This window comes from Pseudomonas sp. GW821-FHT09A09 (assembly GCF_059418405.1).
The window spans coordinates 1-14962 of record NZ_JBWKPU010000043.1 but is presented as its reverse complement, the minus strand read 5'-3'; the positions used below and the strand labels follow the sequence as shown (position 1 = coordinate 14962).

Genomic DNA, 14962 nt, shown 5'->3' with positions numbered 1-14962 from the left:
TGGGGCGACCAAAGCCGACTGTTCCAGTGCCGTCGGGGCTGTATACTTGCCGCCTATTTGAGGAGCGCTCCATGGTCGAAGATGTAGAAATCAATCGTCTCTTCTGGCACAGCCGTCGTGGCATGCTGGAGTTGGACGTGTTGCTGGTGCCTTTCACCAAAGAGGTCTACGCGACCCTCAACCAGGTCGATCGCGACCTCTACGTCCGGTTGCTGACCTGCGAAGATCAGGACATGTTCGGCTGGTTCATGGAACGTTCCGAATCCGAAGACCCAGAGCTGCAGCGCATGGTCCGGATGATCCTGGACCGTGTCCAGCCCAAGTAACCGATTCGAATGCCGCTGGCAGGCCTCACGGTTATTGCTGGCGGCGTATCTTTTTGCCCAGCTGTTCGCGCTGGGCGCCTGTTTACTTGTTGATTTACTTTATTCGAGCCTCGGCCTGCTGGTGTGCTTGGCGCATGCCGCCTGGGTTTTACCGCGACACATCCTGCTGATTCACCGTTCGTCGGCTTGTGGCCTGCGCCGTGACGAGGACGGCTGGCAGCTGTTCAGTGCAGAGCGTGGTTGGCACAGTGTGCAGCTGTGCCCCGACAGCCTGGCGTTGCCGTTGATCGTGGTGCTGCGCTATCGGGTGCCGGGAAAGGGGTGGGTGCGCTCGATCTGTGTGCCGAGGGATTCGCAGGTCGCCGATGTGCACCGGCGCCTGCGGGTACGCCTGAAGTTCAGCCGCCGTAGGTGGTTGGCACCAGGATAGTGTCCCGGGCTTCGGGCAGCATCTGCGGGTAGTCGAGGGTGTAATGCAGGCCCCGGCTTTCCTTGCGCTCCATGGCCGAGCGGATCATCAACTCCGCCACCTGGGCCAGGTTGCGCAGCTCGATCAGGTCGCGGCTGACTTTATAGTTGCTGTAGAACTCGTCAATTTCATCAAGCAGCAAGCGCACGCGATGCTGTGCGCGTTGCAGGCGTTTGTTGGTGCGCACGATCCCTACGTAGTCCCACATGAACCGTCGCAGCTCGTCCCAGTTGTGGGCGATGATTACGTCTTCATCCGAATCGGTCACCTGGCTGGCGTCCCAGCGGGGCAGGGCGGCGGGCACTGCGATGCGTGGCAGTTGTTCGAGGATGTCGGCCGCCGCTGAGCGGGCGTAGACGAAGCATTCGAGCAAGGAATTGCTGGCCATGCGGTTGGCGCCGTGCAGGCCGGTGAAGCTGGTTTCGCCAATCGCATACAGGCCCGGCACGTCGGTGCGGCCGTGCTGGTCGACCATCACGCCACCGCAGGTGTAGTGCGCGGCCGGCACCACGGGGATCGGGCCTTTGGTGATGTCGATATTGAAGGCCAGGCAGCGTTCATAAACGGTGGGGAAGTGGGTCTTGATGAAGGCTTCGGGCTTGTGGCTGATGTCGAGGTAGACGCAGTCGATGCCTAGGCGCTTCATTTCGTGGTCAATGGCGCGGGCGACGATATCGCGCGGGGCCAGTTCGGCGCGCGGGTCGAAGCGCTGCATGAAGCGCTCGCCGTTGGGGAGTTTCAGGTGGGCGCCTTCGCCGCGCAGGGCTTCGGTAATCAGGAAACTCTTGGCTTGCGGGTGATACAGGCAGGTGGGGTGGAACTGGTTGAATTCCAGGTTGGCCACCCGGCAGCCCGAACGCCAGGCCATGGCAATGCCATCGCCGCAGGCCCCGTCGGGGTTGCTGGTATAGAGGTAGACCTTGGCGGCGCCGCCTGAGGCAAGAATAGTGAAGCGTGCGCCATAGGTGTCGACTTCGCCACTGGCGCGGTTGAGCACGTAGGCGCCGAGGCAGCGCTCGCCTTCCAGGCCCAGGCGTTTTTCGGTGATCAGGTCGACGGCGACGCGTTGCTCCAGCAGTTCGATGTTGGGGCGCTGGCGGGCTTGGTCGAGCAGGGTCTTGAAAATTGCCGCGCCGGTGGCGTCGGCCGCGTGGATGATGCGGCGGTGGCTGTGGCCGCCTTCGCGGGTCAGGTGGAACTCGAAGCCGCCGTCGTCACTGCTGGCGTGTTCGTCGCGGGTAAAGGGCACGCCTTGGTCAATCAGCCATTGGATGGCTTCGCGACTATGCTCGACGGTGAAGCGCACGGCCTCTTCGTTGCACAGGCCGCCACCGGCGTTGAGGGTGTCTTCGACGTGGGATTGCACGGTGTCGGTGTCGTCCAGCACGGCAGCGACGCCGCCCTGGGCCCAGAATGTCGAGCCATTGGCCAGGTCGCCTTTGCTCAGTACCGCAATCCGCAGGTGGCTGGGAAGGGTCAGTGCAAGGCTCAAACCGGCCGCGCCGCTACCAATCACCAGGACATCGTGTTGAAACTGTTGGCTCATTTGAAGGATTCCGCAAAAAGCGATCCGAAGGGGTGGCGCAAACAGGACGCCTGGATCGGCGAATCAAAGGGTCACACGGGCCACTAGTATATAGAGGGGGGGAGCGGCACAATAGCCGGGCATTCGTGGCAATGTGAGATTACGGTGCACGGCTTGGGTCAGATCGGCCAGTTATTGAAACGGGAACTTTTTGCATAGCCCCGAACTCAATAGCAGGTTGCCCGAAAGCTGGGAAAACGTTGAGTTTATTGGCCCGTCGGGAGCATTGGACGCGTCAGAAAACCGGCGACAAGATTATTCGCGCAGCCGGCGATGCCCGCGCTGCGTTTTTCGTGTGTGCCAAATCAGTGCGTGCCGGAAACTTGCTTGAAGGGGGAGAACTTTTGCGAAAAGTCCGAGTCTATGTTTGCAAGCCTGATCGTTTAGTTATGCAAGCCTCCTTCAAGTACAACGAGGAGTGTTCATGCTAACCCAGGAAGAGGATCAGCAGCTTGTCGAGCGCGTTCAGCGCGGCGATAAGCGGGCATTTGATCTGCTAGTGCTGAAATACCAGCACAAAATTCTCGGGTTGATCGTGCGGTTTGTGCACGACACCCATGAAGCGCAGGACGTTGCACAGGAAGCCTTTATCAAGGCCTATCGTGCACTTGGTAATTTTCGCGGTGACAGTGCGTTTTATACGTGGCTGTATCGCATCGCCATCAACACGGCGAAGAACTATCTGGTGTCTCGCGGACGCCGCCCGCCAGATAGTGATGTGAGTTCAGAAGATGCAGAATTTTACGATGGTGATCACGGCCTCAAAGATCTCGAGTCGCCGGAGCGTGCATTGCTGCGCGACGAGATCGAAGGAACCGTTCATCGCACAATTCAGCAACTGCCAGAAGATTTACGTACGGCGTTAACTTTGCGTGAATTCGATGGTCTGAGTTACGAAGACATTGCGAGCGTCATGCAGTGTCCGGTGGGGACTGTAAGGTCACGGATCTTCCGGGCCCGGGAAGCCATCGATAAAGCCTTGCAACCGTTGTTGCAGGAAAACTAAAGACAGCGGCGACAGCCAAGAGAGGAACCGCCATGAGTCGTGATGCCCTGCAGGAATCGCTGTCCGCAGTGATGGATAACGAAGCGGATGAACTGGAACTTCGTCGAGTGCTCAATGCATTTGATGACGCCGAAACCCGTGATACCTGGTCTCGTTACCAAGTCGCTCGGGCGGTGATGCACAAGGATCTTCTAATCCCTCGTCTGGATATTGCTGCGGCCGTTTCTGCCGCGTTGGCCGATGAAGCCGTTCCGGCAAAAGCTGCTCGTGGACCTTGGCGTAGCCTAGGCCGCCTGGCAGTTGCTGCCTCGGTAACTGTTGCAGTATTGGCGGGTGTTCGCCTGTATAACCAGGACGAAATTGCTGGTGCCGAACTGGCCCAACAGACCCAACAGCCGGTGATGGCTGGACCTCAGGTCAAAGGCCCTGCGGTATTGGCCGGCTACAAGGAAAGCTCTGACAGCACCGGCCCGATGGCCAATGGTGTACTGCAAGGGCAATCCGGCTGGCAGGACCAGCGTCTTCCAGGCTACCTGCGCCAACATGCACAGGAATCGGCTCTGAAAGGCACTGAAAGCGCCCTGCCTTATGCGCGTGCCGCAAGCCTGGAAAACCGCTGATTCGTAAGGAGCTCTATGCGCGCCATACCGCTCCTTACGCTTTTGCTCAGTGGTTGGTTTGCACTCCCCGCCCACGCCGATGAAGCCCAAGACTGGCTGACTCGACTTGGGCGTGCAGAGCAGCAGCAAAGCTTCGAAGGTTCGTTCGTCTATGAACGTAATGGCAGTTTTTCTACCCATGACATCTGGCATCGTGTCCAGGACGGTCAGGTCCGAGAGCGGCTTTTGCAGCTCGATGGTTCCGCCCAGGAAATTGTGCGGGTAGATGGCCGAACCCAATGTGTCAGCGGCACGCTCGTGGCCGGCCTTGGCAACTCGCGCGAGGGTTCTTCCCCTGCGCTTGATCCGCAAAAACTCACTCAATTCTATGATCTGGCTGTCATCGGTAAATCCCGTGTGGCCGGTCGCAATGCCGTGATTGTTTCAATCACGCCCCGCGACCAATACCGCTATGGGTTTGAGTTGCATCTGGATCGCGAAACAGCGCTGCCGCTCAAGTCGTTGCTACTCAATGATCAAGGGCAGTTGCTGGAGCGCTTCCAGTTCACGCGCTTGAATACTTCGGTGACCCCGGACGATCGCAACCTGCAGCCCAGCAGTGAATGCACGCCTGTCGCGGTTTCCGACGGCAAGGCCCCGCAAGTGCCTGCCACTCAGGCCTGGCATCTTGATTGGTTGCCCCCTGGTTTCCAGCTCACCAACAGCAGTGCACGCAAAGACTTCGAGACAAAATCCACCGTCGACAGCCTTATGTATGACGATGGGCTTGCGCGTTTTTCGGTGTTTCTTGAGTCGACCGACGGTGCGAGCGTCACCGAGACCCGCACTCAGCTGGGCCCGACTGTTGCAGTGTCTCGCCGCCTGAATACAGTCGAGGGTGAGGTGATGGTGACGGTTGTCGGCGAAGTGCCCATCGGCACGGCCGAGCGCATTGCGCTCTCGGTACGCGGTGAAAAGACCGCTGCAAAACCATGAGCCGTTAATCCTATGTTCATCCTGATCTTTCAATGTCGTTGCATGCCAGGTCTGTTGCCGAGAGCATGAAATGTCCGGATCGGTATTTTCACTTGCAAAAATCCCCTATGTTTTTTATAGGTCAGGGCCTGTTGGCTCTGGCCTTGTTTTGTTCGCGGAACAAAGATGTCGGTGGCAGTTTCCGGCGTTTCTTGAACCCTGTCGCTCAACCCTGCTCGTCGTAACGGGAGCTGTATGTCGATACCACGTTTGAAGTCTTACCTATCCATAATTGCCACGGTATTGGTGCTGGGTCAGGCCGTGTCTGCGCAAGCAGCCGAACTGCCTGACTTCACCCAACTGGTTGAGCAGGCCTCGCCCGCTGTGGTGAACATCAGCACCACGCAGAAATTGCCGGATCGCAAAGTGTCGAACCAGCAGATGCCAGACCTGGAAGGCCTGCCACCGATGCTGCGCGAGTTCTTCGAGCGTGGCATGCCGCCGCAACAGCGTTCTCCTCGCAGCGGTGGCGGTCAGCGTGAGGCGCAGTCCCTGGGTTCGGGCTTCATCATTTCGCCGGATGGCTACATCCTCACCAATAACCATGTGATTGCCGATGCGGACGAGATCCTCGTCCGCCTGGCCGATCGCAGCGAGCTGAAAGCCAAGCTGGTGGGCACAGACCCACGTTCTGACGTGGCCTTGCTAAAAATTGACGGCAAGGACCTGCCCGTGCTGAAGCTGGGTAAATCCCAGGACCTGAAGGCCGGTCAGTGGGTTGTCGCGATCGGTTCGCCATTTGGCTTTGACCATACCGTCACCCAAGGTATCGTCAGCGCCATCGGCCGTAGCTTGCCAAACGAGAACTACGTGCCATTCATCCAGACCGACGTGCCGATCAACCCGGGCAACTCCGGTGGCCCGCTGTTCAACCTGGCCGGTGAAGTCGTGGGGATCAACTCGCAGATCTACACCCGTTCCGGTGGTTTCATGGGCGTATCCTTCGCGATCCCGATTGACGTGGCCATGGACGTTTCCAACCAGCTGAAAAGCGGTGGCAAGGTCAGCCGCGGCTGGTTGGGCGTTGTGATCCAGGAAGTGAACAAAGACCTGGCTGAGTCCTTCGGCCTCGACAAGCCAGCCGGTGCCTTGGTTGCGCAGATCCAGGACGATGGTCCGGCTGCCAAGGGTGGCCTGCAAGTGGGTGACGTGATCCTGAGCATGAACGGCCAGCCCATCGTCATGTCGGCTGACTTGCCGCACTTGGTCGGCGCACTCAAGGCGGGTAGCAAGGCCAAGCTTGAAGTGATCCGCGACGGCAAGCGTCAGACTGTTGAACTGACCGTCGGTGCGATTCCTGAAGAGGGCGCAACCCTGGATGCTCTGGGCAACGCCAAGCCCGGCGCGGAGCGCAGCAGCAATCGCTTGGGTATTGCCGTGGTCGAACTGACCGACGAGCAGAAGAAGAGCTTCGACCTCAAGAGCGGCGTCGTGATCAAGGAAGTTCAGGACGGCCCGGCCGCCCTGATCGGCCTGCAGCCTGGTGATGTGATCACTCACCTGAACAACCAGGCGATCAACTCCACCAAGGAATTCACCGATATCGCCAAGGCGTTGCCGAAGAATCGTTCGGTGTCGATGCGTGTCCTGCGTCAGGGCCGCGCCAGCTTCATTACCTTCAAATTAGCCGAATAATCCGGCAGTAAAAGAAAAGCCCCGCCTTCGTTAAGCGAAGACGGGGCTTTTTTGTGGGCGATGGGTTTAGCTCATCATCCCTTTGACCAGGCGTTCCTGTTCGATCAACTCACGCTGGCGTGCGTCGATACGCGAAGACAGAGGAAAGTTGTTGCCGGCCCGGCGCTTGGCGAAATCCAGTTGCTGAATGGCCTGTTGGAAGTCGCCCACCAAGGCAAAGTATTCGGCGCGCGCCTGGTGCAGTCCGATGATATTGCCGGACAAACCGCGCGTCTCGGCGACCTGGTACCAGACGTCCGGGTCATCAGGGCGGGACTTGAGCAACCCATCCAGCGCCTTCTCCGCATCGGCCGTGCGATTCTGTTTAAGCAACAGGTCCACCCGCACCTGGTTCAGCGGATAGTTACCGGGGTATTGGGTGAGCATGCGATCAGTGCGTTGCTGGGCATCCGGAAAGCGGCTGTTGGCAATGTCCAGTTCGATCTGCGCCAAGTTATACGTGATGTCGTTGGGGGCTTTCGCCAGCAGGGGCGCCAGGCTTTCCCGCGCTTCTTTGTACTGGGTGCCCTTGATCTGGGCGATGGCCAGCCCATAACGCGCCACATCGTTTTTCGGGTTTTCATCCAGCTGCGCCTGGAAGCGTTTGGCTGCCAACCCAGGCGTGTCTTCGTATTGCAACTGCACCCGAGCGCGAATCAACTGGTAGCGCAGGCTGTCTTCCTTGCCACCGGGCTTGGCCTGTTCCGCGCGGTTGCGGGTGTCAGCGATTCGGGACTCGGTCACCGGGTGTGTCAGCAGGAATTCCGGTGGCTTGGCATCGAAGCGGTACTGACGCATCAGGCGTTCGAACATGGTGGGCATGGAGCGGGGGTCGTAGCCGGCCTTTTCCAGGTTGAGGATGCCGATACGGTCCGCCTCCTGTTCGTTCTGACGGGAAAAGCGGCGCTGCTCCTGGATCGCTGCTGCCTGGCTGCCGGCAATGGCGGCAATCCCAGCATCACCTGCACCGGCTGCCGCCGCGATGATGCCGCCGAGCAAAGCGGCCATCATCGGGATCTGCATGCGCGATTGCGCTTCTACGCCCCGGGCGAAGTGACGCTGGGACAAGTGGGCCAATTCGTGGGCGAGTACCGAAGCATATTCACCCTCGGTCTGGGCATTGAGAAACAGGCCGCCGTTGACGCCCACGATCCCGCCAGGTGCGGCAAAGGCGTTGAGCTGCGGGCTGTTGATCAGGATGAACTCCAGGCGCCGGTCATTGACCTGGCTGGTCTCTACCAGTTTATACACGCTGGTTTCGACGTAGTCCTTGAGCTGAGGGTCATTGAGTTGCGAGACCTGGCCGCGCAGGTAAGCGAGCCATGCGCGACCCAGTTGGTATTCCTGTTGCGGCGAGACAATGGCAGAACTGGCGTCGCCAAGTGACGGCAGGTCGTCAGCAAAGCCCGGAGAGGCCAGCAGGCAAGCCAGCGTCAGCAGGGTAGGGCGCAAAAAAGTCATGCACAAAGCCTTTCGACAAAGAGCTTACTGTAGCCGGACACTGAGCTTCGGACCAGATATTCTAAGCAGCCCGAACCCATGCCCGGAGTAAATTCATGACCGACGCTGTAGCCTTTGACGCCGAGCTTGATGCCAGTGGACTCAATTGCCCGTTGCCTTTGCTGAAGGCCAAGCTGGAACTCAATCGACTGGCCAGTGGTGCGGTGCTCAAGGTAACCGCCACGGACGCTGGCTCCCAGCGGGATTTCCGGACGTTTGCCAGGCTGGCTGGGCATACGCTGTTGCACGAAGAAGATGTCGCCGGCGTGTACCGCTATTGGTTGCGCAAGGCCTGAACCGTTTGCCCACACCCTCCGAGGTTGATTGATGTTCAAAGTGTTACGAGACTGGATTCAGCGCTACTTCTCCGATGAGGAGGCCGTGGTGCTGGCAGTCCTGCTGTTCCTGGCCTTTACGGCGGTACTCACCCTAGGTGGCATGCTGGCTCCTGTGCTGGCAGGCATGGTGCTGGCTTACCTGATGCAAGGTCTGGTGACCACGCTGGAGCGTATGCGCCTGCCAGGTGGCGCCGCAGTTGGGCTGGTGTTTGCTCTGTTCATGGGTGTGTTGCTGGTCTTCATCGTGGTGGTCGTGCCGTTGTTGTGGCATCAGTTGATCACCTTGTTCAACGAACTGCCGGGCATGCTCGCCAAATGGCAATCGCTGTTGTTGTTGCTACCTGAGCGCTACCCGCACTTGGTGTCGGATGAACAGGTATTACAGGCCATCGAAGTGGCGCGCGGCGAGATCGGAAAGTTCGGGCAATGGGCGTTGACCTTTTCCCTGTCCAGCTTGCCGTTGCTGGTCAACATTATGATCTACCTGGTGCTGGTGCCGATCCTGGTGTTTTTCTTCCTCAAGGATCGCGCCATGATCGGCCGCTGGGTGCGTGGCTACTTGCCGCGTGAGCGGGCGCTGATCACGCGGGTGGCCGAGGAAATGAACCGGCAGATTGCCAACTACATCCGTGGCAAGGTCATCGAGATCGTGATTTGCGGGGGCGTCACCTACATCGCCTTTGTCGCGCTTGGACTGAACTATGCAGCACTGCTGGCATTGCTGGTGGGGGTATCGGTGGTGGTGCCGTATGTGGGGGCGGTGGTGGTGACCGTGCCGGTGATGTTGATCGCGTTGTTCCAGTGGGGTTGGAGCGACCAGTTCATCTACCTGATGGCGGTATACGGCATTATTCAGACCCTGGACGGCAACGTGCTGGTGCCGCTGCTGTTTTCGGAGGCCGTCAATCTGCATCCAGTGGCAATTATCTGTGCGGTGTTGTTGTTTGGTGGGCTGTGGGGATTCTGGGGGGTGTTCTTTGCGATCCCCCTGGCGACGCTATTCAAGGCCGTACTGGATGCGTGGCCGCGGCAAGAACCGGTGGTTGCGCCGCTGCTTTAAACGTTGTGGGGGAATTTAAGATGCTATCGCCGGCAAGCCAGCTCCTACAGGAGAATGCGTTCCACCTGTAGGAGCCGGCTTGCCGGCGATGCGATCAAACGGTTGCCGCAGCAATCATGCCTTGTTCAAGGCTTGTGCCGCTGCCAAAACGGCATCCACATGCCCCGGCACTTTCACGCCGCGCCATTCCTGACGCAGCACGCCATCCTTGTCGATGAGGAAAGTGCTGCGGTCCACGCCCAGGTATTCCTTGCCGTACAGCTTCTTCAGCTTGATCACGTCAAACAGCTGGCAAACCGCTTCGTCCTTGTCACTGATCAGCTCGAAGGGAAACGCCTGCTTGCCCTTGAAATTTTCGTGAGATTTCACGCTGTCGCGCGAAACGCCGAACACTTCGGTGTTGGCCGCCTTGAAGGCTGCGTACTGGTCACGAAAACCCTGGCCCTCGGTGGTGCAACCCGGGGTGCTGTCCTTGGGGTAGAAGTAGATCACCACTTGCTTGCCCTTGAGGGCTGCAAGGCTGAAGGTCTGGCCGCTGGTGGCCTGGGCTTCGAAATCGGCCACAGGTGTATCGAGAGCTACCGGCATGGGATCTTCCTTACATTGGGTTCTGTGGGCGCCATGGTTCGATCAGGGCGTCGAGGTTCAAGGCGTCGGCGAAGTCCAGGAACTGGTCGCGCAGCCAACTGATCTGCACACCGGGCGGCAAGGTCACGGTGAAGGTGGCGTTGAGCATGGTGCCGCCGGTCTGCGGTGCCTGGTAAGTGTCGCAGGTCAGGTTTTCCAGTTCGACGTTGTGGTCGATGAAGAACTGGCACAGCTCGTTGACGATGTCCGAGCGGTAGGCCGAACTGACGTAGGCAACATAAGGCAGCGCCTGCGGGCGGTTCTCCAGTGCGGCGCTGCGCACGACATTCACGGTGAAGTCGTGCTTCTTGGCAAGGCCCGGCAAGCCGGTTTCCAGGCGCGCCAGGGCGTCCCAGGTGCCGGAGATCTGCAGGACCAGTGCACTGCACTCGCCATGGCGGGTCAGGCGGGAGGTCACGACGGCGCAGCGGTTCTCATGGCTGGCGCGGCACAGGACGTTGGTCAGCTCCATGGGGTTGGCGCCGAGGGCACTGATAACAAGGAATTGTTCGCGAACTGTGGGGGTGGACATGCAGCCTTCCTAAAGCGATGAGCGGTCGATACCGTATGGGCCGTATCGATCAAAGGATGAAGGGTAGCGAAAAGCGTCGCCAAGGGCTAGGAGGTGGCGTTTTCATTACGTGACCGATTGGATTTCATCCTGTGTGAAGTGATGCATTGGCCCAATGATGGCATTGCCTGTCGTTTAGTTACGTCAGAACGCATCCTCACGTGGTACTTCGCTTGTACAAGCATCTTGGCGCCAGTACCATTACGGCTCTCTTTTTCCGGCAGGAGCGGTTGCATGATTGCGGGCAGTATGGTGGCACTGGTCACACCCATGGATGCACAAGGTCATCTCGACTGGGACAGCCTGGGCAAACTGGTGGACTTCCACCTGCAAGAAGGCACCAACGCCATCGTGGCGGTCGGCACCACAGGTGAGTCGGCCACCCTCGATGTGGAAGAACACATCCAGGTCATCGAATTTGTCGTCAAGCGTGTTGCGGGCCGCATCGCCGTGATCGCTGGTACGGGCGCCAACTCGACGCGCGAAGCGATCGAGCTGACCAAAAACGCCAAGAAGGCCGGCGCCGATGCCTGCCTGCTGGTGACCCCGTACTACAATAAGCCGACCCAGGAAGGTTTGTACCAGCACTTCCGCGCTATTGCCGAAGCGGTCGATATCCCGCAGATCCTCTACAACGTACCTGGCCGCACCGCATGCGACATGCAGGCTGCTACCGTGATCCGTCTGTCCACCGTGCCGAACATCATCGGTATCAAGGAAGCCACGGGCGACCTGCAGCGCGCCAAGGACATCCTGGCCGGCGTGAGCAGCGACTTCCTGGTCTACTCCGGTGACGACGCCACGGCGGTCGAGCTAATCCTGCTGGGCGGCAAGGGCAACATTTCCGTGACTGCCAACGTGGCTCCGCGTGCCATGAGCGAAATGTGCGCCGCCGCCATCGCCGGTGACGCAGTGACCGCGCGTGCTATCCACGAGAAGTTGATGCCGCTCAACAAGACACTGTTTATCGAATCCAATCCTATTCCCGTGAAATGGGCGCTGACTGAAATGGGCTTGATGCCGGACGGTATCCGTCTGCCGCTCACCCGCCTCAGCGAAGCCTGTCACGAACCGCTGCGACAGGCCCTGCGCCAGTCCGGCGTCCTGGTTTAATTGAGGAAGCACTACGCATGAAGCGATTGGCCGGACTTTCCGCACTTGCCTTGATTATCTCCAGCACCAGTGGCTGCGGTTGGATCTGGGGCCCGGAAGGCTACTTCCGTGACCGCGGTAGCGATTACCTGGAAGCCCAAGCAACCAAACCGATGCAACTGCCACCGGATGTCAACGTCGCCAAGCGCCTTGACCCGTTGTTGCCGATCCCGCGTAACGTTGCCGACGACACCACCAAGGGTGAGTACGTGGTGCCGCGTCCGCAGCCGATCTCGGCCGTGGCAGATGCCAGCGACTACAGCCTGCAAAAGAGTGGCGACAACCGCTGGATCATGGCCCAGCGTCCACCTGCCGAAGTCTGGCCGGTGGCCCTGCAGTTCTTCCAGGACAATGGTTTTCGCATTGACGAGCAGCGCCCACAGACTGGTGAGTTCACCACCGCCTGGCAGCAGGGCAGCGAGCTGTCCGCCAGCATGGCCAAGCGCCTGCAGGCCGGCGGTGTAGCCGCCGACAGCGAAGCCCGTGTGCGTGTGCGCATCGAGCCTGGCGTGCAGCGCAATACCAGTGAAGTCTACGTGGTCAGCGCCGAGCGTCCTGCCGGCAGCACTGCCAACGTCGACTTCACCAACCGTTCGGTCAACACCGGCGTGGATTCCGCGCTGGTCGACGAGATGCTGGCCAGCATGAGCCGCATTTCCGAGAAGGGCGGTTCCGTTTCCCTGCTCGCCGCACGTGACTACGACACGCCTAACCGTGTCAGCCTCACCGAAGACGGCAGCGGCAACGTGGTGTTGAACCTCGGTGAAGACCTGGACCGTGCCTGGGCCAGCGTCGGTCGTGCGTTGGAGCAAGGTCCTTGGCGTGTTGAAGACATCAACCGTAGCCTGGGCCTGTACTACATCAACGTGGCTGAAAAGGCCGAGAAGAAAGATGAAGAGCCAGGTTTCTTCGGCAAGTTGTTCGGCAGCAAGCCGACCAAGGAAGAGATCGAGACCCGTGCCGAGCGTTACCAGGTTCGTTTGAGCAAGGTGGGCGACAGCGTACAAGTGACCGTCGAGAAGAACATCAATACCGTTGCGCCAGCTGAAACGGCTCGCAAAGTACTGGGCGTGATTCAGGACAACCTGGGCTGATCCGATGCGTTTTGCCGTTCTCGGCAGCGGTAGCCAAGGGAACGGCACGCTGATCGCACATGACGACACGTATCTGCTGGTGGATTGTGGTTTCTCGTTAAAAGAAACCGAGCGGCGCCTGCTGCGCCTGGGGGTTCACCCCGCGCAGCTGAGCGCGATTCTGGTGACCCACGAACATGCCGATCACGTGCATGGCGTGGGGTTACTGTCTCGGCGCTACAATCTGCCGGTGTATCTCAGCCGTGGCACGTTGCGCGGGATGCGCAAGCCCATTGAACCTACTGGTTTCCTGGTCGGTGGCGAGAATCTGCAAATCGGTGCGCTGAGCATCGATGTGATTGCGGTAGCGCACGATGCCCGCGAGCCGACGCAATACGTATTCAGTGGGGGAGAGCGGCGCTTTGGCGTGCTCACCGACCTGGGGTCGTACTGCGCCAAGGTGCTGGAAGGGTATCGCGACCTCGATGCGTTGATGATCGAGTCCAATCACTGCCGAGACATGCTGGCTCGCGGTCATTACCCCTACTTTCTCAAGCAGCGGGTGGGTGGCGAGCTGGGGCATTTGAACAACCACCAGGCGGCGTACCTGGTGTATGAGTTGGGCTGGCAAGACCTGCAACACCTGGTCCTGGCCCACCTGAGCAGCAAGAACAACCTGCCGCAGCTTGCCCGGCAATGTTTTGTCGACACCCTTGGGTGCGACCCGGACTGGCTGCAACTGGCCGATCAAGATTCAGGGCTCGACTGGCGACACATCGCCTAGCCCACCCTTTAGTAAGCGGAGCCCATCATGGAAAAGCGTGAAGAACTCTACCGCGGTAAAGCCAAGTCGGTGTACAAGACCGACGATGCCAACCGCCTGATCCTGCTGTTTCGCAACGACACCTCGGCGTTCGACGGCAAGCGTATCGAACAACTTGATCGCAAAGGCATGGTGAACAACAAGTTCAACGCCTTCATCATGCAAAAACTCGAAGCGGCCGGTATTCCGACCCAGTTCGACAAACTGCTGGGCGACAACGAGTGCCTGGTCAAGAAGCTGGACATGATTCCAGTTGAATGCGTCGTGCGTAATTACGCGGCTGGCAGTCTGGTTAAGCGCCTGGGCGTGGAAGAGGGTCTCAAGCTTAATCCTTACACGTTTGAACTGTTCCTGAAGGACGACGCCAAGGGCGATCCGTTCATCAACGAATCCCACGTTGTGGCTTTCGGCTGGGGTACTGCTGAGCAACTGGCGCGCATGAAGGAGTTGTCCCTCAAGGTCAACGACGTGCTGAGCAAGTTGTTCGACGATGCGGGTCTGCTGCTGGTCGACTTTAAGCTTGAGTTCGGCGTGTTCCACGACGGCTCCATCGTCTTGGGCGATGAATTCAGTCCGGACGGCTGCCGCCTGTGGGACAAGGACACTAAGAAGAAGATGGACAAAGACCGCTTCCGCCAGGGCCTCGGTGATGTGATCGAAGCCTACGAAGAAGTCGCCAATCGTCTGGGTGTACCGCTTTAATCGACGCAAGCATCTGATAGCACGGAAAAAAATCGCTTTTGGGGTTTGCTTCTGCGAAACACGCTGTTATGATGCGCGCCGTTGGAGAGATGCCAGAGTGGCCGAATGGGACGGATTCGAAATCCGTTGTACCTTCACCGGTACCTAGGGTTCGAATCCCTATCTCTCCGCCATATAAGTACAGAAAGGCCCCATTTTATGGGGCCTTTTTGCATTCTGCGGTTTCTGTTTCCCTTCGCCCTTTATTTACGTGCTTTTGCTCTGCTGTTCTTTAAGAGGGCTTTCGCGTTTTTGGAGCTTTTCTGACCTTTATGACAGAAATGTGAAGAAAGGCGTTGACGGCAGATTATATCTGTCTATAATTCGCCCCACTTCCGGCGCAGTCGAAACGGAAAACTCCTTGATAAACAATGGGTTATGTA

At 58.9% G+C, this 14962-nt stretch carries 16 protein-coding genes and 1 tRNA gene; 13 read left to right on the top strand and 4 right to left on the bottom strand.

Annotated elements, in window-relative coordinates; genetic code table 11:
• Positions 1-71: 71 nt before the first annotated feature.
• Positions 72-326 (top strand): FAD assembly factor SdhE, encoded by a 255-nt coding sequence (locus tag AC07OV_RS26900; protein WP_176999181.1) that lies wholly within the window; start codon positions 72-74, stop codon positions 324-326.
• Complete coding sequence (locus tag AC07OV_RS26895; RefSeq protein ID WP_494997686.1) at positions 310-756, top strand: hypothetical protein; 447 nt, start codon at positions 310-312, stop codon at positions 754-756. Before AC07OV_RS26900 ends, AC07OV_RS26895 begins: the two co-directional genes overlap by 17 nt.
• Here AC07OV_RS26895 and nadB read toward each other — a convergent pair.
• Positions 725-2341 (bottom strand): L-aspartate oxidase, encoded by a 1617-nt coding sequence (nadB, locus tag AC07OV_RS26890; RefSeq protein WP_494997687.1) that lies wholly within the window; start codon positions 2339-2341, stop codon positions 725-727. The genes AC07OV_RS26895 and nadB overlap by 32 nt on opposite strands.
• Positions 2342-2804: 463 nt before the next feature.
• On the opposite strand from nadB, the gene rpoE reads away from it, so the two are divergent.
• From rpoE to AC07OV_RS26870, 4 genes are all read left to right on the top strand, one after another.
• Complete coding sequence (gene rpoE / locus AC07OV_RS26885) at positions 2805-3386, top strand: RNA polymerase sigma factor RpoE/AlgU (protein WP_003172477.1); 582 nt, start codon at positions 2805-2807, stop codon at positions 3384-3386.
• A 32-nt stretch (positions 3387-3418) separates the two neighbouring features.
• Positions 3419-4006 carry a sigma-E factor negative regulatory protein gene (locus AC07OV_RS26880; protein ID WP_065882095.1) on the top strand — a complete coding sequence of 196 codons (588 nt, stop codon included), beginning with the start codon at positions 3419-3421 and terminating at the stop codon, positions 4004-4006.
• Between the two features lie 15 nt (positions 4007-4021).
• A complete protein-coding gene (locus AC07OV_RS26875; RefSeq protein WP_494997688.1) occupies positions 4022-4981 on the top strand; it encodes a MucB/RseB C-terminal domain-containing protein in 960 nt (319 codons plus the stop codon).
• Between the two features lie 234 nt (positions 4982-5215).
• Positions 5216-6655, top strand: coding sequence for a DegQ family serine endoprotease (locus AC07OV_RS26870; protein ID WP_176999177.1), 1440 nt, complete (start codon positions 5216-5218; stop codon positions 6653-6655).
• Positions 6656-6721: 66 nt separating this feature from the next.
• Here AC07OV_RS26870 and AC07OV_RS26865 read toward each other — a convergent pair whose 3' ends face one another.
• Positions 6722-8155 (bottom strand): M48 family metalloprotease, encoded by a 1434-nt coding sequence (locus AC07OV_RS26865; RefSeq protein WP_176999176.1) that lies wholly within the window; start codon positions 8153-8155, stop codon positions 6722-6724.
• 95 nt (positions 8156-8250) lie between these two features.
• Here AC07OV_RS26865 and AC07OV_RS26860 point away from each other — a divergent pair, with 95 nt between their 5' ends.
• Together AC07OV_RS26860 and AC07OV_RS26855 are read left to right on the top strand one after the other, a co-directional pair.
• Entirely contained in the window at positions 8251-8490 is a 240-nt protein-coding gene (locus AC07OV_RS26860) for a sulfurtransferase TusA family protein (RefSeq protein WP_176999175.1), read from the top strand.
• 31 nt (positions 8491-8521) lie between these two features.
• Positions 8522-9592, top strand: coding sequence for an AI-2E family transporter (locus AC07OV_RS26855; protein WP_494997689.1), 1071 nt, complete (start codon positions 8522-8524; stop codon positions 9590-9592).
• Positions 9593-9706: 114 nt separating this feature from the next.
• Here AC07OV_RS26855 and AC07OV_RS26850 read toward each other — a convergent pair whose 3' ends face one another.
• Positions 9707-10180 carry a peroxiredoxin gene (locus AC07OV_RS26850; protein ID WP_494997690.1) on the bottom strand — a complete coding sequence of 158 codons (474 nt, stop codon included), beginning with the start codon at positions 10178-10180 and terminating at the stop codon, positions 9707-9709.
• Between the two features lie 10 nt (positions 10181-10190).
• Positions 10191-10751, bottom strand: coding sequence for a glycine cleavage system transcriptional repressor (locus AC07OV_RS26845; RefSeq protein ID WP_176999172.1), 561 nt, complete (start codon positions 10749-10751; stop codon positions 10191-10193).
• 273 nt (positions 10752-11024) lie between these two features.
• On the opposite strand from AC07OV_RS26845, the gene dapA reads away from it, so the two are divergent.
• The 5 genes from dapA to AC07OV_RS26820 all read left to right on the top strand — a co-directional run bounded on the left by dapA (position 11025) and on the right by AC07OV_RS26820 (position 14713).
• On the top strand, positions 11025-11903 hold the full coding sequence (gene dapA / locus AC07OV_RS26840) for a 4-hydroxy-tetrahydrodipicolinate synthase (RefSeq protein WP_176999171.1): 879 nt from the start codon (positions 11025-11027) through the stop codon (positions 11901-11903).
• A gap of 17 nt (positions 11904-11920) precedes the next feature.
• Positions 11921-13036 carry an NlpB/DapX family lipoprotein gene (gene bamC / locus AC07OV_RS26835; RefSeq protein WP_178921057.1) on the top strand — a complete coding sequence of 372 codons (1116 nt, stop codon included), beginning with the start codon at positions 11921-11923 and terminating at the stop codon, positions 13034-13036.
• A 4-nt stretch (positions 13037-13040) separates the two neighbouring features.
• Complete coding sequence (locus AC07OV_RS26830; RefSeq protein WP_495093315.1) at positions 13041-13799, top strand: MBL fold metallo-hydrolase; 759 nt, start codon at positions 13041-13043, stop codon at positions 13797-13799.
• Between the two features lie 27 nt (positions 13800-13826).
• Positions 13827-14540 carry a phosphoribosylaminoimidazolesuccinocarboxamide synthase gene (purC, locus tag AC07OV_RS26825; RefSeq protein ID WP_010212191.1) on the top strand — a complete coding sequence of 238 codons (714 nt, stop codon included), beginning with the start codon at positions 13827-13829 and terminating at the stop codon, positions 14538-14540.
• An 83-nt stretch (positions 14541-14623) separates the two neighbouring features.
• Positions 14624-14713: transfer RNA gene (locus AC07OV_RS26820), tRNA-Ser, on the top strand.
• Positions 14714-14962: the final 249 nt, after the last annotated feature.